Raw genomic sequence first — 22,440 nt, 5'->3', positions numbered from 1 at the left:
GCTAGTCCTGCCCGGCCAGCGGCAGGCGGATCTCGGCCACGAACAGGCCTTCGTACAGCCCTGCCGCCAGCGATGCCGCCGGGTGCATCAGGCGCAGCCGGTCGCGCGTGTTGGCCAGGCCCAGGCCCGCGCCGCGGTTCGGCGAGGCCTGGCCGCTGGCGGGATTGGTCACGCGGATCGACAGCGCGCCGTCCTCGCGCGCGAAGCGCACGCGGATGTCGCCCTGGCCTTCCCGGCAATCGAGGTCGTGGCGCAGCGCATTTTCGAGCAGCGGCTGGAGGATCAGGGGTGGACAGGTGACTTCGTGCAGGTAGCCGCCGGCGCCCTCGATGCTCACCTGCAGCCGGTCTTCGTAGCGCAGGCGCTGCAGGCCAAGGTAGTCCTCGACGAACTGCAGTTCCTCGGCCACGGTGGCGGTATTGCGCGCACTGGCCGACAGCGCGTAGCGCAGCAGGTCGCTCAGGCGGCAGATGCCGCCCAGCGCCAATGCTTTGTCGTTGGCGCGGACCAGCGCGCTGATCGCGCTCAGCGCATTGAACAGGAAGTGCGGCTCGAACTGGGCGCGCAGCGCCTGCATGCGCTGCTCCTCCAGCGCCAGGCGCAGGTTGAGCATATCGGTCTGCGAGCGCTGCCAGGCCAGCTCGCGCTCCATGGCGTGGCGCCAGTAATGGATCGCCAGGATGGCGGCGAAGGTGGCGGTGGTCGAAAACCAGCCGACCAGCAGCATCTTCATCAGCAGCTGCCTGGCTTCCTCCAGGGTCGCGATGGGCAGGTAGCCGCGCAGCCAGGCCATGTAGATCCATTGCAGCGGCTGGAATACCGCCATCAGGCCGACGAACAGGGCGACCACCTGGCGCGGGCGCGCCACCAGGACCGGCCAGCGCGCCAGGGCGATGCTCAGGCCCGCGCTCAGGACGATCAGCGGCACCGCGTATTCGATGAACCAGGTGACCAGCAGCGCGGGATAATGGCTGTCCATGCCCGCACGCAGGTTGTCGCTGAAGGTCTGGAGGGCGCCGAGCGCGCTGATCGCCGTCCACACGAGCACGGCGCACGCGATCGTCTTGCCGACCGGAGGAAGAGGCGCGCGTGGAAGAGCTTGGTTCATGGTGCGCGGAGTATAGCAGCGCAATGCCGGCCATCCGCCGTCCCTCGTCCCGTCAAGCGGCGGATTCGTCCCGAATGCGTGCACCATGCATATGCAAGCGGTGTTATCATGGCCGCAATTTCTTTTTTGCAACACTTGCTCTCTGTAAAGACATGACCGGCGCAGCGACCCAGGAACTCAAGTCCCAGGAATTCCAGTTCGAGACTCTCAACCTGCAGGTCGGCGTACGCCTGCAGGTGGTGACGCATCGCAGCGTCAAACCGATTTCCCACTTCTCGACGCTGATCGGCTATGTAAAGGACGAGTACATCATCGTCAAGATTCCGATCGAAAATGGAACGCCCATCGGCCTGATCGAAGGCGAAAGGGTCACGGTGCGCGTTTTCTCCGGCGTCAACGTCTGCTCCTTCGCCTGTACGGTCGAACGCGTGTTCGGACGTCCGCTGCTCTATGTGCACCTGTCCTTCCCGACCTCGATCCAGGGCACCAGCCTGCGCGGCGCCATGCGCGTCAAGACCGAGCTGCCGGCGCGCGTCAGGAGCACGACGCAGCCCGCCGCCGCCCCCATCGATTGCACGCTCACGAATGTCTCGGTCACGGGCGCCAGGGTCGATTCGCCCCTGCCCTTCCCGCACGGCGAGGAAGTGGTCGGCATGCAGTTCACGATCGCGATCCCGGCCGCCAACCAGGAGACCCGGATCGACACCATGGCCATCGTGCGCAACGTGACGATCGACAAGTCGGCCGCGAGCCGGGGCGAGATCTACAGCTACGGCGTGCAGTTCCTGGACCTCGATCCCGTGCATTTCACCATGCTGCAGAACATGACCTACGAGGCCCTGCTGGCCGACCGGATGAAGATCGTCTGATCGCTCAAGCCTGGCGCGGATAGCCCGTGATCCGCGCGATGTCGCGGTACATCGGCTGCAGGCGTCGATACATCTTCACATAGACTTCCCGGTACAGCCGCTCGTAGATCGCGCGGTTCTCCGGAATCGGTTCGAACACCCGGCCGACTCGCGTCATCGCGTTCACGGCTCTGGTGAAATCCGGATGCAGTCCCAGTCCCACCGCCGCATCGATGGCCGCCCCCAGGCCGGAGGTCTCGTAGACGTGCGGGCGCGAGGTCGGCAGGCCGAAGATGTCGGCCGTGAGCTGCATCGCCGCGTCGCTCTGCGAGCCGCCGCCCGAGACGCGCAGCTCGGTGATGGGCGTCCCGCTGCGCTTTTCGATGCGTTCCTTCCCTTCGCGCAGCGCATACGCCAGTCCTTCGAGGATGGCGCGGTAGACGTGGGCGCGGGTGTGCACGTCGCCGAAGCCGATGATGGCGCCCTTCGCTTCCCTGCCCGGCACGCGGATGCCGGGCGTCCAGTAGGGCTGCAGCATCAGGCCCATCGAGCCGGGCGGCACGGCGTTGGCCAGCTCGTCGAACAGCCGCTCCGGCGCCACATCCTCCTGCAGGGCGCGCGCCTGCTCGTGGTGGCCGAACTGCTCCTTGAACCAGTTGACCATCCAGTAGCCGCGGAAGACCTGCACCTCGGTGCTGTAGGCGCCGGGAATCGCGGCCGGATACGGCGGCACGAAGGGCGTCACCTCGACATAGCGCGAGCTCGTCGTGTTGATGGTGGCGGTGGTGCCGTAACTCAGGCAGCCCACGTGCGGCTCGCGGCAGCCCGCGCCAATTACCTCGCAGGCCTTGTCGGCGGCGGCGGCCAGCAGCGGCAGGCCTTCGGGAATACCCGTCTCCTGCGCGGCGGCGGCCGTGACGCTGCCGATGCGCGTGCCCGGCTCGGCCAGCTCCGGCAGCATGTGCGGCGCGACGGCCAGCGCCTGCCACTTCCAGTCGCGCGCCGCGGCCCAGCGCCGGCGCTTGTAGTCGAAAGGCAGGTAAGCCACCTGGGAACCGGACGAATCGACGAAGCGCCCGCACAGGCGGTAGTTCAGCCAGCCCGACAGCAGCAGGAACTTGTCGGTCGCCTGCCAGACCTCGGGCTGGTGGGCGGCGATCCAGTTGATCTCGGCTTCGCCGCGAAAGTAATCGATGGTGTCGGCCACCCGCGCCAGCTTGAAGGCGGTGCGCCACAAGGGACCGATGGGCGGCACCTGTTCGGTGCGGCGCTGGTCGAGCCAGGTGATCGCGGGGCGCAGCGGCCGCCCTTCCCGGTCCAGGTTGACCACGGTGCCGCGCTGGGTCGTCACGGCCACGCCGGCCACGCGTGCGCGGTCCGCGCCGGGCATGTCCCACAGCTGGCGGCAGGCCTGGCACACCGCCTGCCAGTAGCCGTCGGCGTCGTGCTCGGCCCAGCCGGGATGGGTGGAGAAATAGGCTTGCAGGTGGACCTGCGACTTGGCGACGATATCGCCGCGCAGGTCGAACAGGAGCGCGCGCACGCTCTGGGTGCCATTGTCGATGGCGAGGATCAGCGGGTCAGGCATCGATGTTCTGGTGATGAAGATGCGGCAGGGATGCCGTGGCACTCGCGCCATGATGCCATGTAGGCGGCCTGTTCCGCCAGCCATTCGTCGTCGCTCCACCCGAGCTCCGGCTGGCAGATGGCGCGGACGCGCTCGAGGTGGGCGGCCCCGCCCTTGGGCAGCAGGATGCCGAGCCGGGTGCGGCGCAGCAGCAGGTCGCCCAGCGCGCGCACCTGCTCGGCGCGGGCAGCCCAGCGCAGCTCCGCCCACAGCGTGCAGGTGCCGGGAATCGGGTCCAGTTCGCCCTCGCCGGCGGCGTCGACCAGGTCCTGGGCAGACGCGCCGTAGCGCCCGGCCAGGCGCCGCAGCACGCCGGCCGGAAGCAGGCGGCTCACCGGCAGCGGGACCGGCGCGAACACGGGCTGCGGCGCCAGGTCGGGCCGCCAGCCGGGCAGCTGGGGCAGCGCGTGGCGCAGGGTATCGAGGGCGATGGCGCGGAAGGTGGTCAGCTTGCCGCCGGTGACCGACACCAGGCCTGGCTCCGACCACACCACGTGCTCGCGCTTTTCCTTCGACGGCGCGCCGTGGCTGCCGCCGTCGATCACCGGCCGCACGCCGGCGTAGGTCGCGATCACGTCCTCGTCGTGCAAGGACAGCTGCGGGAACGCCGCCCGCAGCGCCGCCATCAGGTAATCGAATTCGGCGCGCGTGATGCGCGCTTCCAGGTGCAGCCCTTCTCCGTGGTCGACGTCGGTGGTGCCCACCAGGGTGGCGCCTTCCCAGGGAAAGGCGAACACCGGCCTGCGGTCCTCGGGATGCCGCAGGCTGACGGCTTGCGCCAGCGGCAGGCGCCACGAAGGCAGGATCAGGTGGCTGCCGCGAAGGGGACGCAGGCGCGGGCCGGCGCCGTTCCCGGTCAACGCGCCGGCCAGCGCGCCTGCCCAGGCGCCGGAGGCATTGACCACCACCCTGGCGCGCACGGCGTGCTCCTGGCCGCTGCGCTCGTCCAGCAGCCGCGCGCCCATGACGCGGGCGCCTTCGCGCACCAGGCCGCGCACCGCGACGTAGTTGAGCGCCGCCGCACCATGGGAGCGAGCCTCGTCCAGGACGCGCAGCACCAGGCGCGCATCGTCGGTCTTGGCGTCGGTGTAGCGCACGCCGCCCAACAGTCCCTCGCGCCTGACGTTCGGCGCCAGCATGGCGAAGCCGTCGGCGCTTTCCCAGTGCGGCTCACGGCGGCCGGCCAGGCGGTCGTAGACGCGCAGCACGGCCAGGAAGCCCAGGCGCTGCGCCCAGCCCGCGCCGTGGTCGGCGAAGGCGAAACCCTGGGGCTCGACCAGTCCGGGCGCTTCGCGCAGCAGGGCCTCGCGCTCGCGCACCGATTCGCGCGTGAGGCGCAGCTGGCCCTCGGCCAGGTAGCGCAGGCCGCCGTGCACCAGCTTGGACGAGCGGCTCGAGGTGCCCCAGGCGAAGTCGCGCTGCTCCACCAGCAGCGCGCGCAGGCCGCGGCGCGCCGCCTCGAGCAGGATGCCGGCGCCGGTGATGCCGCCGCCGACCACGAGCAGGTCCCACTCGCGCGCCGCCAGCGTGCGAGCGTCGAGAATTGGGGCGCTCACCGGTTCACCAGCTTGCCGGGGTTCATGCGGCGGTCCGGGTCGAAGTGACGGAACAGGGTCGCCATCGCGCTCAGTCCCAGTTCGCCCTTCTCCGCCGCCAGCCAGGGCGCGTGGTCCGTGCCCACGCCATGCTGGTGGCTGATGGTGCCGCCGTTGGCCACGATGGCGTCGGAGACGCGGTCCTTGAGCTGGCGCCAGCGCGCCAGGTTCACGCCATAGTCGCCGTCCAGGCGGAACACGAAGGTCGAGTACACGCTGGCGCCCTGCGGATACAGGTGCGACAAATGGGTGTAGGCGTGCACCTTTTCGCCGAAGGGTTCGAGCGCATGCGCCGCCGCCTGCTCGATCGCCTCCATCGCCGGGGTGACGCGCGGCCAGTCGAGCGCCGTCTCCACCGTGTCGATGGCATAGCCGTGGGCCCAGGCCGCATTGCGCAGGTAGACGCTGCGGAAGCGGTTGCGGCGCCAGCGTTCGCCCAGCATCCGTCCCATGTGCACCCCGCCACGCACGCGCGCCAGCGCCAGTGCCGCGTCCAGCGCCTGCCTGCACTGCCTGCGCGCGCCGCTGACGCCGACCAGCATCATGCACTTGCCCTCGCCGCAGCCGCGCCAGCGCAGGTAGCGCTCCATGATTCCGACCTGGCGCGGATGGCCTGCGAGCGTGAGCATGGTGGCGGTTTCAAGACCGTTCGACAGGCGCAGCATCGACAGCGGCAGGCGCGCCTGCGCGATGCCGCGCACCGCCGCCACGGACTGGGTCCAGTCCGGGAAGAAGACCGCATGGAAGGCTTCGTGCTCCGGCAAGGGACTGACGCGCACCGTGGCGTGGGTCAGGATGCCGAGCCGGCCCTCCGATCCCAGCACCATCTCGCGCAGGTCGATTCCGGCGGCGGAAGCGGGAAATGTCGGGATTTCGAGCGTGCCGACCGGCGTCTCCACCCGGCCGCCCGCGAACAGCTGTTCGATGCGCCCGTAGCGCAGCGATTGCTGGCCCGAAGAGCGGGTGGCGACCCAGCCGCCCAGGGTCGAGTATTCGAAGGATTGCGGGAAGTGCCCGAGCGTGTAGCCGTGGGCGCGCAGCTGGGCTTCCAGGTCCGGCCCGGCCACGCCGGCGCAGAAGCTGGCCAGCTGGGCCTCGCGGTCGAGCGAGACCAGGGCGCGCATGCGGCGCATGTCGATGCTCAGGACCGGGCGCGTCGCCTCCCCCACTTCCAGGTGGCCGGCGACGCTGGTGCCGCCGCCATAGGGAATCACGTCGGCGCGGCAGAGCGCGGCGAAGTCCAGCAGCTCGCGCACCTGCTCGGCGGATTCCGGAAACGCCACCCCGTCCGGCGCCTTGCCGATGCGCCCGTGGCGCAGGCGCAGCCAGTCCGGCAGGCTCTGTCCGAGCGCGTGCAGGACGCGGGTGGGCGCACTCGCGTCGATCAGGGGATGGGCAGGCAGGCGTCCCGGCGGCAGCGCCGCGCAGGCCTGCTCGAAGCTGGCGTCGCTTGGGGGCGTACCCTTGCCGACGCGCTGCGCCAGGAAGGCGCGCGCCTCCGCGCCCAGCTCCATTTCTATCGACTCTTCACCCCAACCATTCCAGCGCCGCATGCTTGTTTTCCCGTTATACTCGTTGTTGCCATTCTTGCCAGCTCAATGGTGCAAGCTTAAGACCGAAGTCCGTCTCCGTATTGTGCTTTCATGACAAAGCCTTGTTCCAAGACGCCAGCGCGCCCCCGTGCCGCCCGTGCCACTGCGCCCCCGCCCGATAGCGGACGGGTGACCGGCGCCTATCTCCAGCCCTTGCTGGAAACCGCGGCCGAGCACCAGGTCGGCGCCGAGGAGCTGGCCGCCGGGGCCGGACTCGCGCCAAGCCTGCTCGGCGTGCTTCCCGAGACCCTGCCCGCGCGCCACTACATCGCCCTGCTCGACGCCGGCGCGCGCCTGGCCAACGATCCGCATTTCGGCCTGCACGTCGGGGAAAAGGTCAGGCCGGGCACCTTCAGCGCCTACGGCATGATGCTGCTGGCCTGCAGCGATTTCGGCCAGGCGCTTTCGCAGACGCGGCGCTACGAGCAGCTGGCCCACGACCTGGGGCGCACGCGCGTGACGGTGAATGGCGCGGACGCGGTCTACGGCTGGGATAGCCACTATCCGCAAGCCAGCCGGCACCTGGTGGAAAGCGTGTTCGCGGGCATCCGCGTGTTCGGGAGCTGGCTGGCCGGGCGGCCGCTGACGCCCTCGCGCGTCGCATTCGCGCACGAGAGCAATGCCAGTCTTGGCGAGTACCGGCGCATCCTGGGCGTGGCGCCAGAGTTCGGCGCGCCCTCCAACGCGGCCCATTTCGATGCGGCGATCCTGTCCCTGCCGGTGCCGAACGCCGACGTCAGCCTGTATCCGCTGCTTCGCCAGCACGCGGAGCGCCTGCTCGGCGAGCGTGCGCAAGGCGGCGGCGTGGTGGAACAGGTACGCGCCGCGGTACTGCGGCGGCTGCCCAACAACGGCGTGCGCCTGGCGGTGGTGGCGGAGGATCTCGGCATGTCGGTGCGCACCCTGCAGCGCAAGCTGGCCGAGGCGGGATCGAGCTTCCAGCAGGTGCTGGACGGGGCGCGCTACACGCTGGCCCGGGATTACCTGCGCCAGCGCGAGCTGAGCCTGGTGGATATCGCTTTCCTGCTCGGCTTCCAGGAACAAAGCGCGTTCACGCACGCCTTCCGCGAGTGGAGCGGGATGAATCCCAGCAGTTGGCGCGAGCAGGCGCTCTAAGGCGCCTGATCCTGGCCCGGGACGACTGTATCCCACAGCTTGCCGGTCAACTCGTTCACCAGTTCGTCGGTATGCTCCATCGGCGCCGACTGCACTACCACCACCCGCCAGACCGTGCCTCCCTTTTGCACCAGTCGCACCTGAAGGCGCAGTTTGCCGTCGTCCTGCTCGCCGATGGCGGTCCACGACGCTTGTCCACGGAAGTCTTCCAGGAAGCCTTCCCGCATCCGCCAGTCGGCTGAACGGCTGCGCGTGAATTCGCCGGCATACTGCGGCAGGCTCATGCCGCCACTGTCTTCGGGCGCGATGATCACCACGGCGTGGTCGCTGTGCTGGGTGAACTGGTGCAGCACCAGTCCATCCTCGCTGGTTTGCTCGGTATGTTCCCAATGCGGCGAGACGCTCGCGCTGCGGCCGGTCGCCGGATTGGTCCAGCTGAAGGATGGCCCCTTCAGCCGCGCCGCGGTTTTCCTGCTCTCGACCCGGTCGGCGATCTCCGCGCCCGTCAAGGCGGCGAACAGGAGAATGAAGACGGCGCCGAATGCGGCGCGCCTGCCCCATCCTATCGGCTTGGCGCGCACGCGGTATCGTTCGCCGTCATAGCTGGCCGGCTGTCCCTCGTTCAGCCGGCCATGCTGGCGTCCCATGGTGAACAGACAGACCAGCGGAATCGCGAAACCGAGGCCGCTGACCCATACACCCAGGTTGCGCCGAAGGTGCTGGACGAAGCTGAGCCGGCGTCCGTCGACCAGGCCAACCCGCAGCCCGAGGATCGCCTTGCCCGGCGTGTTGCCGGCAAGCGCATGCACGGCTGCGTCCAGCACCAAGGCCAGCGGAAGGCAGGCGATGTCGAACAGCTTGCTCGCGAAGGTCGACTCGATCCAGATCAGGAACGCCGGCCAGATCCAGGAAAGCACATAGACGGCGACAATGCCGATGACGGCGTTTTCCCACCACAAGTCGAACAGCCGCGCGCACCAACGCTTCCAGGGCGTGGCCATCGGATAATCGAGCACGGCTCGAGCCGAGACAGCGTCCTGTCCGCCAGCGCCGACACTGGCGAACTCTTCCTGCACACCGACCGGCGTCCATGCCGCCTGCGTCACCGGGACCTTCCCAGCCCCGCCGTCCTTGCACCACGATTCCTTCATGTTTTCCCCAGTCGTCTTATGTGCGGCATACGGCCGCTTCGTCGCCGCGTTCGCCGGCGCGCGGCGTCAGGCCGGGCCATGCGAAACGGATGCGCGGAACAGTATATCGACTGGGATGGGGTCAATTCTCACCGATGGTCACGGCGCCGCCCACGGCATCGGCGTCGCTTCGCGCAGCCGCAGCATGAGCTGCTCGGGCGGAAGCGGATGAGACACCAGGTAGCCCTGGATCTCGTCGCATCCATGGCGGTGCAGGAAGGCCGCCTGGTCGGCGGTTTCCACGCCTTCCGCGATGACCCGCATCCCCAGGGTCCTGGCGAAGGAAATCACCGCCAGCACGACAGCCGCGGCGCTGGGGACGGTATCGATCTCGTGGATGAAGGAGCGGTCGATCTTCAGCTTATCCACGGGGAAGTTGCGCAGGGTGCTGAGACTGGAATAGCCGGTGCCGAAGTCGTCGATCGAGATGGCCACGCCCAGGTCTTTCAGCTGATGCAGGAGATAGGTCGCGTGGCCGATGTCGTGCACGATCGAACTCTCGGTGATCTCCAGTTCCAGCATGGACGGCATCAGGCCGGTCGAATGCAGCGCCTGCCCGACCGTCGCGATGATGCTGTCGTCGCGCAGCTGGCGCGCGGCCAGGTTCACCGCCACGGTCTTGTTGCCCAGGCCGGCCTCCTGCCAGATCCTGGCCTGCAGGCAGGCTTGCAGCAGCACGCGCTCTCCCAGCGCGGCGATCAGGGCCGAATCCTCGGCGATGGGGATGAAGCGCGACGGCGCAAGCAATCCCAGCCTGGGGTGATTCCAGCGCACCAGGGCCTCCGCGCCGGAAAGCTCGCCGGTCGCCAGGTCGAGCTTGGGCTGGTAGTGCGCGACCAGCTCGCCGGCGGGAATGGCCCGGCGCAGCTCGGTTTCCAGTTCCATGCGTTCGGCGACCGCCGCATCCCGCGTGCTTGCATACAGCTGGATGCTGTCCTTCCCGGAATTCTTGGCGCGCAGCATCGCTGAGTTTGCGCGGCGTAGCAGCAGCTCCCCCTCCTCTCCATCGAGCGGATAGACCGCCGCCCCGATGCTGCAGGTGACCACCGTTTCCTTGCCCGCCAGCGGCACCGGCTCGCGCACGGCCGCCAGCATCGCGCTCAGGCGCACGCTGCTGCGCTCGACACTGTCGAGGCCGGTAAGCAGGATCACGAATTCGTCGGAGCCGATGCGGGCGACCGTGTCGCCGTCGCGCACCAGGCGCCGCAGCCGCCTGGCGGTCTCGCGCAGGAAATCGTCGCCGAGCGCATTGCCCAGGCCGGTGTTCAGGAAGGTAAAGCTGTCGAGGTCGAGATAGACGACGGCGATCAGGCGCCCCTCGCGCTGCGCATTGCCGATCGCGGCCTGCAGGCGGTCGACCAGCAGCGCACGGTTCGCCAGGCCGGTGAGCTGGTCATGGGTGGCCCGGTATTCGAGTTCGCGCGTGCGCTCGGCCACGCGCTGCTCCAGGCCGTCGCGGGCCTCGCGCAGTTCCTCGTTGGCCTGGGCCAGGCGCGCCTGGTAGTGACGTCCCAACAGAATTCTTGCCATCGTGCCGGCGATATTGCCCAGGAAAGCGACGTAGGGCCGCAGCGCGTCCTCGTCGTGTACCGTGAGCAGCAGCCAGCCGAGCCGCCGCGCCGGCGCATCGATGGGAAAGCATTGCACGCCGGACCCGAGATGGCGCATGAAATTCAGTACCGGAACCGGTGAAATCTCGCGTTCGCAACGCTGCTTCAATGCCGCCATCCGTGCGCTCGGCGCAACCGGGCTACCCTCGAGGTCGACCCAGGCCTCATCCACGCCCGGCAAGGTCGACAAGGCGCGCGAGACGAAACTGGCGATATGGCTTTCGTCCGGCATCGCGTCGATCGCCTGCTGGATCACGAGCAGGCGCCCCAGCACAGTGGCTTCCGGCGCTGCCGTTTCCGGCTGTTCGACGGTGCTCATCGGTCTACCCGTAGCGCTGGTAGAAGGGATTGCGCAGCACGTGGCCGCCGATGATGACGAGCGGATGCACGTTCAGGACGTCGAATATCAGGCTGCCGTCGAACTGGTTCAGGTCGTACTGGCACATGATGGTCATCGGCGCCTCCTTGATCAGCTCATTGATGCGCGACTCGGCCTCGAGGATGCGGTCGGCGCCCGGTATGCCGCGCAGGGCCCAGGTCATCTCCCCGGCGAAGCGGGCGCCGGACAGGCCGTTGGCCTGGGATTGCACGTAGGCCTCGCGCAGCCGGGCGATCATGTCGTCGGGATCGAAGCGGCCATCCGGAAAATATCCTTCTGCCGAAATGACGGCTTCCGCCTGGCCCGGCCGTTCGCGCAGGGCAAAGGCAAGGTCGAGCCGTTCCAGCACCCGCGGCAAGTCCGCCTGGCTCGGCACATCGGCCACGTAATTGAATCCTTCGCCCCCGGCCAGGGCCTCGCGCGCGTACAGCGGCAGGATCTGGCGGCGCTCCTCGTCGCTGTTGTAGAGGTAGCAGAGATGCGCCCCTTCCGGATAGGGCTCATCCGTGAATCCGAGGCATACATGCCGTCCTGAATCTCCCATGGGTGCTCCCTGTGGATCCGGTATCGATGCATGGCTAGGCTAGCACACCTGCAGGCCGGCGGGCGGTTACTTTCCCGCTGCCAATACGCAACCTGGTCCCTGCGTCGGCTCAGGGCGCTTTTCCAGCGCGGCGCCGCGCCGCCAATGCAATCAACACCGCGCTGACGGCTCCGAAGCCTGCACACACCTGATGCAGCAAGCCGAGCGGAATCAGTCCAAGAAGCCCGTTTCCGGCTGCCAGCGGCCACCACGGATTCATGTCGGAATGCATCACGGCGTCCAGCAAGACATGGGAATAGGTGCCGATGAATGCGCCGGCAAACGCCGCGCGCCATGTCAACGGGGAATGGGGGATCGACAAGCCGCGCAATACCCTCTCGCTGACAGGGCGTCCCGTCAGTGCGGCTACCAAACCGATCAGCAAGGCGCCCGCCAGGGTATGCGTGTAGCCATGCAGTACAGGCCGGTTCTGTATCAAGCCGATCAGCGGCTCGATATCCATCAGGACTTGTGCTCCGCCGAACACCATGAAGCTGAAATGACGGCCGCCGATGGCTTTGCACAACGCTCCCGGGCCGAGGTGAAATGGAGTGAATGGCATGTGCAAATATGCGTTACTTACCGGATGTTGTGGATGACATAGTAGCGTCAGCCTTGCGAATGCCGGGCAAACAGGCGCACCGCCTCGTCGACCGTCGGAACGATGGCCAGCAAGCCAAGCAGCGCCGCCAGCGGCACGGTCGACAGGTAGCCCAGGTGCTTGAAGCCGAGCGCTCCCGCCATGCCGCCAGCCAGGAAGGCGACCAGCAAGGATGCCAGCAGCGCCAGCCGCCGCCGGTTGGCCAGCACCTTCGGCTGCACGGCGCCGCGGTCGGCGTTCCAGTACAGCAGCTTGCCGAGCTCGATGCCGATGTCGGTCACGGTGCCGGTCATGTGGGTGGTGCGGATCTCGGCGCGCGAAACCTTGGTGATGACCGCATTCTGCAGCCCCAGCATGAAGCACAGCAGCATCACCGTCAGCGGAATCGCCACGGCGCCGGCGATGGCAAGGCGCGCACCCAGCACGCCGAATGCCAGCAGCAGCACCGCTTCGGCCAGCAGCGGCAGCGCGTACTCGCAACGCAGTCCGCGGCGCCGCACGTAGTTGATCATGACCGCGGTGCAGGCCGCCCCCAGCAGGAAGCTGAGCACGGCGCCCAGTCCGGCCATTGCCAACATCACCTCGCCCAGCACCAGGTGATCGGCCACGCCGGACACGATGCCCGTTACATGCGAGGTGTACTGGCCGACGGCAAGAAAGCCGCCGGCGTTGATCGCGCCCGCGACGAACGCGAGCGCCACGCCCAGGTGGTGGTTGGCGGATGGGGTGCGGTCGTGCCCCGCGAGGCTGCGCGCATACTGGATCGGCATGGCGGAAAAACTCCAGGAATTTCTGCGTTCATGTTACCGCACATCTATACGAGTGAGGTCCAGGCCGCATGTGGCCCGGCGTTTCAGCACGGCGTTCATCGAAAGGTAACTTCAATGCACCAAGTGGACCAGCCGTGAATCCCTAACCCCAGCATCCATCCCGCTCGACACGCTGCGCCATCTGCTCGCAGGCGTAACCCGAATAAAACTTGTTGTCAATCGCTTTGCATAAGTGTCGCTTTCAAACTCGTCATTCCAAAACGGCCAACAATGTTGTTGACGATGCCACATGTATGCACATAGGATCGGTTAGCGCTGAGCCCGGCATGCTTACCAGGCGTGCAATGACTGGCGCGATATCCAGTTGCCTTTTCATCCATACAAAATTGGGGACATACATGAATCGTCACACTACCGCGCTGCCGATGAGCGCCCTCGCAATGCTGTGCTCGGTTGCCGCGCTCAGCCTGGCTTCCAGTACTGCGAGCGCCGCACCGCAAACCCGCTATATCGTCGGCTTCAAAGCAGGCGCGGACAATAATGTCAGTGCCGCGGTCGTTCGCGCACGGGGTAACGTCAAGCGCAAGATCCACGGGATGAACGCGATGTCGGTCGAAGTCGCCGCGGACCAGGTCGAAACACTGCGCGCCGACAAGAACGTTTCGTATGTCGAGGCCGATCCGCCACGCTATCTGCCGTCGATGGAAATGAAAGCCGGCTATGAGAGCTCGACCGAACTCAGCGCTGCGGCGAACCCGGCGTCCGGAAAGAGCTATTACCTGGGGCAGGTCATCCCCTACGGCATCACGATGACGCAGGCGGACCAGTTGCCGAATGGCGGAGCCAAGGCCGGCAACCGCAAGATCTGCATTATCGACTCGGGCTACGACCGCAGCCATGAGGACCTGAACAACAATGGCGTGGTCACCGGCGAATACGATTCCGGCACCGGCTGGTGGCACACCGACGAGAACGGCCATGGCACCCACGTCGCCGGCACCATTGCTGCGGTCAACAACAACGGCGTCGGCGTGGTGGGCGTCATCCCCAATCGCCAGCTGAAACTGCATATCGTCAAAGTCTTCGGCGCCGACGGCTGGGCCTATTCGTCCGAGCTGGCCGACGCCGCCAACCGCTGCGCCGACGCTGGTGCGAACATCATCAGCATGTCGCTGAGCGGCCCGGAACCGAGCGATACCGAGCAGGCGGTGTTCGACGCGCTTGCGGCCAAGGGCATCCTGTCGTTTGCCGCGTCCAGCAATGCCGGCACCACCGCACCGCGCTGGCCTGCAGGCTACCAGAGCGTCGTCTCTGTCGGTGCGCTCGACAGCAGCAAGAACTGGGCAACGTTCTCGAACTACAATCCGAAGGTCGAACTGTCGGCGCCCGGCGTGCGCGTTCTCTCGACCGTGCCAATGGGCACCGCGCTGGTATCCTCGCTGACTGTGGGCGCAAGCACATATGAAGTAGGTTCGGTCACCGGCTCGCCACGCGGGGCGGCGAATGCGCCATTGGCCGACTTCGGCTTCGGCGGCGCGGTCAATCCTGCGATGGCGGGCAAGATCTGCCTGATTTCGCGCGGTGCGGGCCTGGCTTTCGGCGTCAAGGTTGCGAATTGCCAGGCCAGCGGCGGCGTGGGAGCCATCCTGTACAACAACGTGGCAGGCAGCCTGAGCCCAACCCTGGGCGATACCGTCACGACGATCCCTTCGGTCGCGGCATCGCAGGCGGAAGGCGCAGCGATGCTCGCACAGCTTGGCCAGATGGCGAACCTGTCGGTCAAGGTCGGCAATTACTCCTACTTCAATGGCACCTCGATGGCGACGCCGCACGCCGCAGCCGTGGCCGCCTTGGTCTGGAGCTACTTCCCGTATTGTAACGCTGCCCAGATCCGCAATACGCTCGTCAAGTCGGCGGAAGATCTCGGCACCGAAGGCCGCGACGACAAATATGGCTATGGCCTGGTCAGGGCGAAGGCGGCTTACGACCGCATTGCCACGATGGGCTGCAACAACTAAGCGTGACTTCGACAGGACTGCTACCCAACTAGACACTCGTCATCGACTGGTTCTAGCTGACGCAGCGCCGGCCTGGTCGGGTAACCGACCAGGCCGTTTTTCCGTTTGCCCCAGGCCGCAGACGCTTTCAGGAAGTGTCCAACCCCGGCTGTTCAACACGGTTATAATCAAAAGATTATTGCAAAGCACCAATTGGATAAAGCCGTGAATCCCCATCTCGACAAACTCCATCCCTACCCGTTCGAAAAACTGCGCCAGCTGTTTGCCGGCGTTACCCCGAACCCGGCGTATGCGCCGATCAGCCTCGGCATCGGCGAACCGAAGCATCCGACGCCGGCCTTCATCGAAAAAGCCCTGATGCATGCGATGTCGGGTCTGTCGAGCTACCCGAGCACCCACGGCGGCGAGCCGCTGCGCACGGCGATCGCCGGCTGGCTGGAACGCCGCTACGGCGTGCCGGCCCTGGACCCGGCGACCATGGTGCTGCCGGTGAACGGTTCGCGTGAAGCGCTGTTCGCCATCGCCCAGTGCATGATCGACGGCAGCAAGCCGAACGCGTTGGTGATGTGCCCGAACCCCTTCTACCAGATCTACGAAGGCGCGGCCTACCTGGCCGGCGCCGAGCCCTGGTTCGTCAACTCGGAACCGGCGCGCAACTTCGCCTGCGACTACGCCAGCGTGCCGGACGAGGTCTGGCCGCGCGTGCAGCTGCTCTACGTGTGCTCGCCGGGCAATCCGACCGGCGCCACGCTTACGCTGGACGACTGGCGCCAGCTGTTCGAGCTCGCCGACCGCTGGAACTTCCTGATCGCGGCGGACGAGTGCTATTCCGAGATCTACTGCGGCTCGACGCCGCCGCTGGGCGCGCTGGAAGCGGCCCACCAGCTCGGCCGCAGCGAGGGCGAGCGTCCCTACGCCAACCTGATCGTCTTCTCGAGCCTGTCGAAGCGTTCCAACGTGCCGGGCATGCGCTCGGGCTTCGTGGCGGGCGACCCGCAAGCGATGAAGAAGTTCCTGCTCTACCGCACCTACTGCGGCGGCGCGATGTCGCCGCCGGTGCAGGCGGCTTCGATCGCGGCCTGGAACGACGAGCACCACGTGCAGGACAACCGCACGCTGTACAAGGAAAAGTTCCAGCTCATCACACCGCTGCTCAAGGAAGTGATGGACGTCGAGCTGCCCGACGCCGGCTTCTACCTGTGGGCCGACGTGCGCCGAAGCGGTTTGTCGGACACCGAGTTCGCACGCCGTCTGTACGCCGACTATAATGTCACGGTCCTGCCGGGCAGCTATCTCGCGCGCGAAGCGCACGGCGCCAACCCGGGCCGCAACCGTATCCGCATGGCCCTCGTGGCCGGCGTCGACGAAGGGCTGGAAGCCGCGAACCGCATCGTCCAGTTCTGCAAGAGCCTTTCCTGAATCCCCCCTCCTCCAAAACAGACCAGCATCATGACTCAACAACTCCAGAACATCATCGAGACCGCGTGGGAACAGCGCGCGGAGATCAGCCCGTCGAACGCCAGCGCCGAAGTGCGCGACGCCGTCGCCCACGTCCTCGCCGGCCTCGACAACGGCAGCCTGCGCGTGGCGCAGAAGGACACCGGCAGCTGGGTCGTCAACCAGTGGATCAAGAAAGCCGTGCTGCTGTCCTTCCGCCTCGAAAACAACGTGCAGGTCCCGGCGGGCGGAGGCATGCAGTTCTACGACAAGGTCCCGACCAAGTTCGCCGACTACACCGCCGAAGACTTCGCCAAGGGCGGCTTCCGCGTGGTGCCGCCGGCCGTCGCCCGCCGCGGCAGCTTCATCGGCAAGAACGTCGTGCTGATGCCGTCCTACGTCAACATCGGCGCCTACGTCGACGAAGGCGCGATGGTCGACACCTGGGCCACCGTCGGCTCCTGCGCCCAGATCGGCAAGAACGTGCACCTGTCGGGCGGCGTGGGCATCGGCGGCGTGCTGGAGCCGATGCAGGCCAACCCGACCATCATCGAAGACAACTGCTTCATCGGCGCGCGCTCGGAAATCGTCGAAGGCGTGATCGTGGAAGAGAACTCGGTGATCTCGATGGGCGTGTACATCGGCCAGTCGACCAAGATCTACAACCGCGAAACCGGCGAAGTCACCTACGGCCGCGTGCCCTCGGGTTCGGTCGTGGTCTCGGGCAGCCTGCCGTCCGCCGACGGCAAGTACAGCCTGTACTGCGCCGTGATCGTCAAGCGCGTCGACGCGCAGACCCGCGCCAAGACCGGCATCAACGAGCTGCTGCGCGGCGACTGATTCCGCGGCATTGCATCGGATGGTTGAACGCGTGGACGGACAAGCCGTCCACCCTACCTGATGCGCCGTAGGGTGGACGGGTCCCCCGTCCACGCGTTCAACCGGCTTTAAAACACCATAACGCTGGAGACGATGCCATGGCCATGGAACGCCTGTTCCAATTGATGAAGGAGAAGAACGCGTCCGACATGTTCTTCGCGGTGAATTCGCCGGTCCACATCAAGATCAACGGAAACCTCATCCCGATCAACCAGCATCGTCTCGAACCCGAGAACATCCACTCTCTCCTGTCCGAGATCGCCTCTCCCGAGCAGATGGCCGAACTCGAACGCGAGAACGAATTGAACATGGGCGTGTCGGTGCCCAACCTGGGCCGCTTCCGCCTGTCGGCCTTCCGCCAGCGCGGCTCGATCTCGGCCGTGTTCCGCTTCGTGCCTGCCAACATCCCGCCGCTGGGCGAACTGGGCCTGCCGCCCGTGCTGTCCGAGCTGATCATGGAAAAGCGCGGCCTGCTGCTGGTGGTCGGCGCCACCGGCTCCGGCAAGTCGACCACGATCGCCTCCATGCTGGACCACCGCAACGAACAGCGCACCGGCCACATCCTCACGCTCGAAGACCCGATCGAATACCTGTTCAAGAACAAGAAATCGATCGTCAACCAGCGCGAGATCGGCAGCGACGCCACCAGTTTTTATACTGCGCTGAAGAACTCGATGCGCCAGGCGCCGGACTGCATCCTGATCGGCGAGATCCGCGACCGCGAGACGATGGCGGCCGCCCTCGCCTACGCTCAATCTGGGCACCTGGTGCTGGCCACCCTGCACGCCAACAACAGCTACAACGCGCTAAACCGTATCATCAGCTTCTATCCGATCGAGAACCGCCCTGCTCTCCTGCAGGACCTGGCGTCGAGCGTCAAGGCCATCGTCTCGCAGCGCCTGGTCAAGTCGGCCGCCGGCGGTCAGCGCCAGGCGGCGGTCGAAGTCATGCTCAATACCCGCTACATCGGCGACCTGATCGAGAAAGGCGAGATCAGCCAGATCAAGGAAGCGATGGACAAGAGCCTGTCGCCGGGCTCGCAGTCCTTCGAGACCGCCCTGTTCCGCCTGGTGCGCGAAGGGCTGGTGACGCAGGACGAGGCGCTGGCGAATGCGGATTCGGCGACCAATCTGCTCTGGCTGCTCAACAATGGGCCGGAGAGCCAGGCGCAGCAGGATGAGCAGAACAAGCCTGCGGAGACGCAGGAGGCGTCGTTTACGGAATTTACGCTGAACTCCTGAGCTCCTCGACCGAATGGCAGTCTGCGCACCCTCCGCTTGAGGATGCGCAGCCCCCTGTTTTGACGGCTGGCAACTGCCGTCACATTAAGCTCGACAACAATTGCGACTCACCGTCATCAACGGAGGGTCGTCATGGCTGTCAACAACCGAGTTCCGCCCCACCTCAGGACGCCCGGGGCTTTTTCCTGCTCCCGCAAGCACCTGCAGATTCCGGCTATTATGTTTATGGCAATCTCCTCGGGCGGCCTGCGCGAGGCGCGTACCAATATGCTCATCCGATCATGATGACCGCCATTCTGCGCGTCGCCTTGCAGTGGCAGGCACGTGACAAACGGCGCTTCGGAATTGGTGACATCAGTCTCGCAAATGGTGTTTGGACGCCGGACCATGAATCGCATCGCAGCGGTCTTGAAGTGGACATCCGGCCCTTGCGCAAGGACGGACTCGAACAACCGGTCCGCTGGTGGGAATCGCAATACGACAAGGAAGGTACGGCACAGCTGATCGATCTGTTCAGAACATTCGCGCCGGTCGTTACTGTGTTTTTCAACGACCCGGACATCGTGTTTGCAAGGAGAGCCGTTCGTCACGACGACCACTTCCACCTGAAACTGCGAGGCTGACTCATGCTGAAGCTATGTACCGCTACTTTGCTGTCCGCGGGACTGATTGGTGCGAGCGCACTTTCGCCGGCGCTTGCGGCTGAACCAATTCATGGATGGAAATCGATTCCTGGAGCAATTTATCTGATTCACGGGGGCTCGCTGGCAGATCGTCAGCCTGCCACGGTTCGCGACCGTAAGCTATCTATTGTGGTGGATGGCCCCCCAGCAAAAGAAATGTTCGATGCTATCGGTCCCGACTTGCCAGAGAGCTGCTCTGGTGAGAAAGGTGATCGCGTTCGAGACAAAAAAGGGGTTTATTGTTCGTATAGTGTCCGGGACAAGGCTAGCAAAGAAGGACCTTATCGCTGCTGGATCGGTATCGATCTGCGGACGGGCGACAGTGTTGGCACGGTGAGCTGCTAGTTCTGAATAAACACCTCAACAGGTGTCATTTCATCCAGTTCACGCTGTCGTCTTCGATGAAACAGACCGCCGGCTGGGCAAGGAACTTGGGTTCCGGCCGTCGCCGGAACGACATGCAGGGAGAGCGGACTGACGAATGCGGTGGCTGCCTGCTACGTTTGGACGTCGTTCCGACGCGGGCTGGAATCCAAGTTCGCCCGCACACCCGCCCCCTCCACCGTACCGCCTCCCAAAACCATCCCTGTGTACAATCTCCCAATGCGGAGCTTGTGCTATCCTCCCGCGTTTCCAAAATTCAATCATCCTGCGCGCCCGCGCGGACGCAACGATTTACGCTCATGAAAACCACCCTCTACGGCATTCCCAACTGCGACACCGTCAAGAAAGCCCGCACCTGGCTGGCCGACAACGGCCACGACTTCAGCTTCCACGACTTCAAGAAGCAGGGCTTGAGCCGTGAACTGGTGAACGGCTGGCTGGAACAGCTCGATTGGGAAACCCTGGTCAACCGCAAGGGCATGACCTGGCGTAACCTGAGCGACGAGCGCAAGGCCCAGATCGTCGACAAGGCCAGCGCTCTTGAATTGATGCTGGAGAACCCGTCCGTGATCAAGCGCCCGGTCCTGGAAGGCGCCGGCCCGCTGAACGTCGGCTTCTCCGCCGACCAGTACCGCGCCATCTTCGGGAACGCATGATGAAAGCCTCGCGCACCCTGCTCCTCACCGAAGAGCTGATCGCCCTCGATTCGATCACCCCGCACGACAAGGGCTGCCAGCAGCGCCTGATCGAGCTGCTGGCGCCGCTGGGCTTCCGCTGCGAGACCATCGAATCGAACGGCGTGACCAACCTGTGGGCCCGCAAGGGCACCGAATCGCCCGTCTTCGTGTTCGCCGGCCACACCGACGTGGTCCCCGCCGGCCCGCTCGACCAGTGGCATTCGCAGCCTTTCGCACCGACCCGCCGCGACGGCAAGCTCTACGGCCGCGGCGCCTCGGACATGAAGACTTCGATCGCCGCCATGGTCGTTGCCTGTGAAGAATTTGTTGTCGCGCACCCAGACCACAAGGGTTCGATCGCCTTCCTGATCACCAGCGACGAGGAAGGCCCGGCCGTGGACGGCACCGTGGTCGTCTGCGAGCGCCTGGAAGAGCGCGGCGAAACGCTCGACTATTGCCTGGTCGGCGAGCCGACCTCCGCCCACGTGCTGGGCGACATGATCAAGAACGGCCGCCGCGGCTCGCTGTCCGGCCACCTGGTCATCAAGGGCGTGCAGGGCCACATCGCCTACCCGCACCTGGCGCGCAACCCGATCCACCAGGCCGCGCCGGCGCTGGCGGAACTGGCCGCCGAAGTCTGGGACGAAGGCAACGAATACTACGCCCCCACCAGCTGGCAGATCTCGAATATCCAGTCCGGCACCGGCGCCACCAACGTGATTCCGGGCCACATGACCCTGGACTTCAACTTCCGCTTCTCCACCGCCAGCACCGCCGACGGCCTGGAAGCGCGCGTGCACGCCATCCTCGACCGCCACGGCCTGGACTACGACCTGGAATGGACCCTGTCCGGCCAGCCTTTCCTGACCCCGAAAGGCACCCTGTCGGACACGCTGTGCGACGCGATCCGCGACGAACTGGGCGTGCAGACCGAATTGTCGACCACCGGCGGCACCTCGGACGGGCGCTTCATCGCCCGGATCTGCCCCCAGGTGATAGAATTCGGCCCACCGAACGCCAGCATTCACAAGATCGACGAGCACATCGAAATGCGCTACATCGATCCCCTGAAGAACATCTACCGCCGTACGCTGGAACGCCTGCTGGCTGCCTGAGCCCACCAACACGAGAACAAGGCCATGACTACGACCTCCTTCAGCACGCCGCGCGACCTGCTGCGCTATGCCGTCACCCGCTTCAACGGCGCCAAGCTGTTCTTCGGCCACGGCAGCGCCGAGGCCCTCGACGAAGCCGCCTACCTGATCCTGCACACCCTCAAGCTCCCGCTGGACAAGCTCGAGCCCTTCCTGGACGCCAAGCTGCTCCAGGAAGAAGTGCTGCAGGTGCTGTCCGTGATCGAGCGCCGCGTCACCGAGCGTGTGCCGGCCGCCTACATCACCAAGGAAGCCTGGCTGGGCAGCTATAACTTCTACGTCGACGAGCGCGTGCTGGTGCCGCGCTCCTTCATCGCCGAACTGATTCCGCAGCAGTTCAGCCCCTGGATCGTCGATCCGGACGGCGTCGAGAACGTGCTGGAACTGTGCACGGGCAGCGGCTGCCTGGCGATCATGATGGCCGACGCCTTCCCGAATGCGGTCGTGGACGCGGTCGACATCTCGAAGGATGCGCTGGCCGTGGCCGAGCACAACATCCGCGAGTACAAGCTGGAAGGCCGCGTCAACCCGATCGAATCGGACCTGTACGAGAACGTGCCCTTCAAGAAGTACGACGTCATCGTCACCAACCCGCCCTACGTGAATTCGGACTCGATGCGCAAGCTGCCGCCGGAATACCTGCGCGAGCCGCAGATCGCGCTGGCGGGCGGCGAAGACGGCATGGACCTGGTGCGCAAGATCGTCTCCGGCGCGGCAGAGCGCCTGACCCCGGAAGGATTCCTGATCGTCGAAATCGGCAACGAGCGCGAATACGCCGAAGCCGCCTTCGGCGACCTGGGCCTGACCTGGCTGACCACCAGCACCGGCGACGACGCCGTGTTCCTCCTGACCGCCGAACAGCTGCAGAACGCACAGTAATCATCCCCTCCGCGCGCCGTCCCGCGGCGCGCGTCCACCGCTTCTTCGCTCACTGCTTCCTCCCGTACC

At 66.0% G+C, this 22,440-nt stretch carries 20 protein-coding genes; 11 read left to right on the top strand and 9 right to left on the bottom strand.

Going from position 1 to position 22,440, the window contains the following annotated elements; genetic code table 11:
• Position 1 precedes the first annotated feature (1 nt).
• On the bottom strand, positions 2–1,108 hold the full coding sequence (locus KBW95_RS05825; RefSeq protein ID WP_211523169.1) for a sensor histidine kinase: 1,107 nt from the start codon (positions 1,106–1,108) through the stop codon (positions 2–4).
• A 152-nt stretch (positions 1,109–1,260) separates the two neighbouring features.
• On the opposite strand from KBW95_RS05825, the gene KBW95_RS05820 reads away from it, so the two are divergent.
• Positions 1,261–1,977 carry a flagellar brake protein gene (locus KBW95_RS05820; RefSeq protein WP_211523170.1) on the top strand — a complete coding sequence of 239 codons (717 nt, stop codon included), beginning with the start codon at positions 1,261–1,263 and terminating at the stop codon, positions 1,975–1,977.
• Between the two features lie 4 nt (positions 1,978–1,981).
• Here the strand turns inward: KBW95_RS05820 and KBW95_RS05815 are convergent, their stop codons facing one another.
• Genes KBW95_RS05815 through KBW95_RS05805 form a run of 3 tightly spaced genes read right to left on the bottom strand, consistent with a single transcriptional unit; the run spans position 1,982 to position 6,731 of the window.
• Positions 1,982–3,544 (bottom strand): FGGY-family carbohydrate kinase, encoded by a 1,563-nt coding sequence (locus KBW95_RS05815; protein ID WP_211523171.1) that lies wholly within the window; start codon positions 3,542–3,544, stop codon positions 1,982–1,984.
• Positions 3,529–5,139, bottom strand: a complete 1,611-nt coding sequence (locus tag KBW95_RS05810) for a glycerol-3-phosphate dehydrogenase/oxidase (protein ID WP_211527707.1) — start codon at positions 5,137–5,139, stop codon at positions 3,529–3,531. The genes KBW95_RS05815 and KBW95_RS05810 overlap by 16 nt, the downstream gene beginning before the upstream one ends.
• Positions 5,136–6,731 (bottom strand): FAD-binding oxidoreductase, encoded by a 1,596-nt coding sequence (locus KBW95_RS05805; protein WP_211527706.1) that lies wholly within the window; start codon positions 6,729–6,731, stop codon positions 5,136–5,138. Before KBW95_RS05805 ends, KBW95_RS05810 begins: the two co-directional genes overlap by 4 nt.
• Positions 6,732–6,899: 168 nt before the next feature.
• On the opposite strand from KBW95_RS05805, the gene KBW95_RS05800 reads away from it, so the two are divergent.
• Positions 6,900–7,886 (top strand): AraC family transcriptional regulator ligand-binding domain-containing protein, encoded by a 987-nt coding sequence (locus tag KBW95_RS05800; protein ID WP_373888757.1) that lies wholly within the window; start codon positions 6,900–6,902, stop codon positions 7,884–7,886.
• On the opposite strand, the gene KBW95_RS05795 is transcribed toward KBW95_RS05800, so the two are convergent.
• The 5 genes from KBW95_RS05795 to KBW95_RS05775 form a co-directional block, all read right to left on the bottom strand.
• Positions 7,883–9,037, bottom strand: coding sequence for an RDD family protein (locus KBW95_RS05795; protein WP_211527704.1), 1,155 nt, complete (start codon positions 9,035–9,037; stop codon positions 7,883–7,885). The genes KBW95_RS05800 and KBW95_RS05795 overlap by 4 nt on opposite strands.
• A gap of 138 nt (positions 9,038–9,175) precedes the next feature.
• Complete coding sequence (locus KBW95_RS05790) at positions 9,176–11,005, bottom strand: bifunctional diguanylate cyclase/phosphodiesterase (RefSeq protein ID WP_211523176.1); 1,830 nt, start codon at positions 11,003–11,005, stop codon at positions 9,176–9,178.
• A 4-nt stretch (positions 11,006–11,009) separates the two neighbouring features.
• A complete protein-coding gene (locus KBW95_RS05785; RefSeq protein WP_211523177.1) occupies positions 11,010–11,609 on the bottom strand; it encodes an MEDS domain-containing protein in 600 nt (199 codons plus the stop codon).
• A gap of 109 nt (positions 11,610–11,718) precedes the next feature.
• Positions 11,719–12,210: a metal-dependent hydrolase gene (locus tag KBW95_RS05780; RefSeq protein ID WP_211527703.1), complete on the bottom strand. Its 492-nt coding sequence runs from the start codon at positions 12,208–12,210 to the stop codon at positions 11,719–11,721.
• Positions 12,211–12,257: 47 nt separating this feature from the next.
• A complete protein-coding gene (locus tag KBW95_RS05775; RefSeq protein ID WP_211523179.1) occupies positions 12,258–13,019 on the bottom strand; it encodes a YoaK family protein in 762 nt (253 codons plus the stop codon).
• Positions 13,020–13,417: 398 nt separating this feature from the next.
• Between KBW95_RS05775 and KBW95_RS05770 the strand changes: the two genes are divergently transcribed.
• The 9 genes from KBW95_RS05770 (at position 13,418) to prmB (ending at position 22,371) form a co-directional block, all read left to right on the top strand.
• Entirely contained in the window at positions 13,418–15,037 is a 1,620-nt protein-coding gene (locus tag KBW95_RS05770; protein ID WP_211527702.1) for a S8 family serine peptidase, read from the top strand.
• Between the two features lie 204 nt (positions 15,038–15,241).
• Positions 15,242–16,456 (top strand): succinyldiaminopimelate transaminase, encoded by a 1,215-nt coding sequence (gene dapC, locus KBW95_RS05765; protein ID WP_211523180.1) that lies wholly within the window; start codon positions 15,242–15,244, stop codon positions 16,454–16,456.
• 30 nt (positions 16,457–16,486) lie between these two features.
• Positions 16,487–17,314: a 2,3,4,5-tetrahydropyridine-2,6-dicarboxylate N-succinyltransferase gene (gene dapD / locus KBW95_RS05760; protein ID WP_211523181.1), complete on the top strand. Its 828-nt coding sequence runs from the start codon at positions 16,487–16,489 to the stop codon at positions 17,312–17,314.
• A gap of 137 nt (positions 17,315–17,451) precedes the next feature.
• Complete coding sequence (locus KBW95_RS05755) at positions 17,452–18,594, top strand: PilT/PilU family type 4a pilus ATPase (RefSeq protein ID WP_211523182.1); 1,143 nt, start codon at positions 17,452–17,454, stop codon at positions 18,592–18,594.
• Between the two features lie 59 nt (positions 18,595–18,653).
• A complete protein-coding gene (locus KBW95_RS24690; protein WP_267875416.1) occupies positions 18,654–19,217 on the top strand; it encodes a penicillin-insensitive murein endopeptidase in 564 nt (187 codons plus the stop codon).
• 3 nt (positions 19,218–19,220) lie between these two features.
• Positions 19,221–19,622: a hypothetical protein gene (locus tag KBW95_RS05745; protein ID WP_229429568.1), complete on the top strand. Its 402-nt coding sequence runs from the start codon at positions 19,221–19,223 to the stop codon at positions 19,620–19,622.
• A 338-nt stretch (positions 19,623–19,960) separates the two neighbouring features.
• On the top strand, positions 19,961–20,317 hold the full coding sequence (locus KBW95_RS05740) for an ArsC family reductase (protein WP_211523184.1): 357 nt from the start codon (positions 19,961–19,963) through the stop codon (positions 20,315–20,317).
• On the top strand, positions 20,317–21,453 hold the full coding sequence (dapE, locus tag KBW95_RS05735) for a succinyl-diaminopimelate desuccinylase (RefSeq protein WP_211523312.1): 1,137 nt from the start codon (positions 20,317–20,319) through the stop codon (positions 21,451–21,453). Before KBW95_RS05740 ends, dapE begins: the two co-directional genes overlap by 1 nt.
• 24 nt (positions 21,454–21,477) lie before the next feature.
• Positions 21,478–22,371: a 50S ribosomal protein L3 N(5)-glutamine methyltransferase gene (gene prmB, locus KBW95_RS05730; RefSeq protein WP_211527701.1), complete on the top strand. Its 894-nt coding sequence runs from the start codon at positions 21,478–21,480 to the stop codon at positions 22,369–22,371.
• Positions 22,372–22,440 lie beyond the last annotated feature (69 nt).

The sequence above is a fragment of the Massilia sp. ZL223 genome, assembly GCF_018119395.1.
Taxonomy (GTDB): domain Bacteria; phylum Pseudomonadota; class Gammaproteobacteria; order Burkholderiales; family Burkholderiaceae_D; genus Telluria.
The sequence above is the reverse complement of the archived record's forward strand: the minus strand, read 5'-3'. Positions and strand labels throughout refer to the sequence as shown.

Coding starts and splice junctions, on each gene's coding strand:
- KBW95_RS05820 (WP_211523170.1), top strand. CDS start 1,261: ATGACCGGCGCAGCGACCCAGGAACTCAAGTCCCAGGAATTCCAGTTC.
- KBW95_RS05790 (WP_211523176.1), bottom strand. CDS start 11,005: ATGAGCACCGTCGAACAGCCGGAAACGGCAGCGCCGGAAGCCACTGTG.
- KBW95_RS05745 (WP_229429568.1), top strand. CDS start 19,221: ATGCTGAAGCTATGTACCGCTACTTTGCTGTCCGCGGGACTGATTGGT.
- KBW95_RS05775 (WP_211523179.1), bottom strand. CDS start 13,019: ATGCCGATCCAGTATGCGCGCAGCCTCGCGGGGCACGACCGCACCCCA.
- KBW95_RS05740 (WP_211523184.1), top strand. CDS start 19,961: ATGAAAACCACCCTCTACGGCATTCCCAACTGCGACACCGTCAAGAAA.
- KBW95_RS05825 (WP_211523169.1), bottom strand. CDS start 1,108: ATGAACCAAGCTCTTCCACGCGCGCCTCTTCCTCCGGTCGGCAAGACG.
- KBW95_RS05805 (WP_211527706.1), bottom strand. CDS start 6,731: ATGCGGCGCTGGAATGGTTGGGGTGAAGAGTCGATAGAAATGGAGCTG.
- KBW95_RS05815 (WP_211523171.1), bottom strand. CDS start 3,544: ATGCCTGACCCGCTGATCCTCGCCATCGACAATGGCACCCAGAGCGTG.
- prmB (WP_211527701.1), top strand. CDS start 21,478: ATGACTACGACCTCCTTCAGCACGCCGCGCGACCTGCTGCGCTATGCC.
- KBW95_RS05755 (WP_211523182.1), top strand. CDS start 17,452: ATGGCCATGGAACGCCTGTTCCAATTGATGAAGGAGAAGAACGCGTCC.
- dapD (WP_211523181.1), top strand. CDS start 16,487: ATGACTCAACAACTCCAGAACATCATCGAGACCGCGTGGGAACAGCGC.
- KBW95_RS05795 (WP_211527704.1), bottom strand. CDS start 9,037: ATGAAGGAATCGTGGTGCAAGGACGGCGGGGCTGGGAAGGTCCCGGTG.
- KBW95_RS05770 (WP_211527702.1), top strand. CDS start 13,418: ATGAATCGTCACACTACCGCGCTGCCGATGAGCGCCCTCGCAATGCTG.
- KBW95_RS05780 (WP_211527703.1), bottom strand. CDS start 12,210: ATGCCATTCACTCCATTTCACCTCGGCCCGGGAGCGTTGTGCAAAGCC.
- dapE (WP_211523312.1), top strand. CDS start 20,317: ATGAAAGCCTCGCGCACCCTGCTCCTCACCGAAGAGCTGATCGCCCTC.
- KBW95_RS05785 (WP_211523177.1), bottom strand. CDS start 11,609: ATGGGAGATTCAGGACGGCATGTATGCCTCGGATTCACGGATGAGCCC.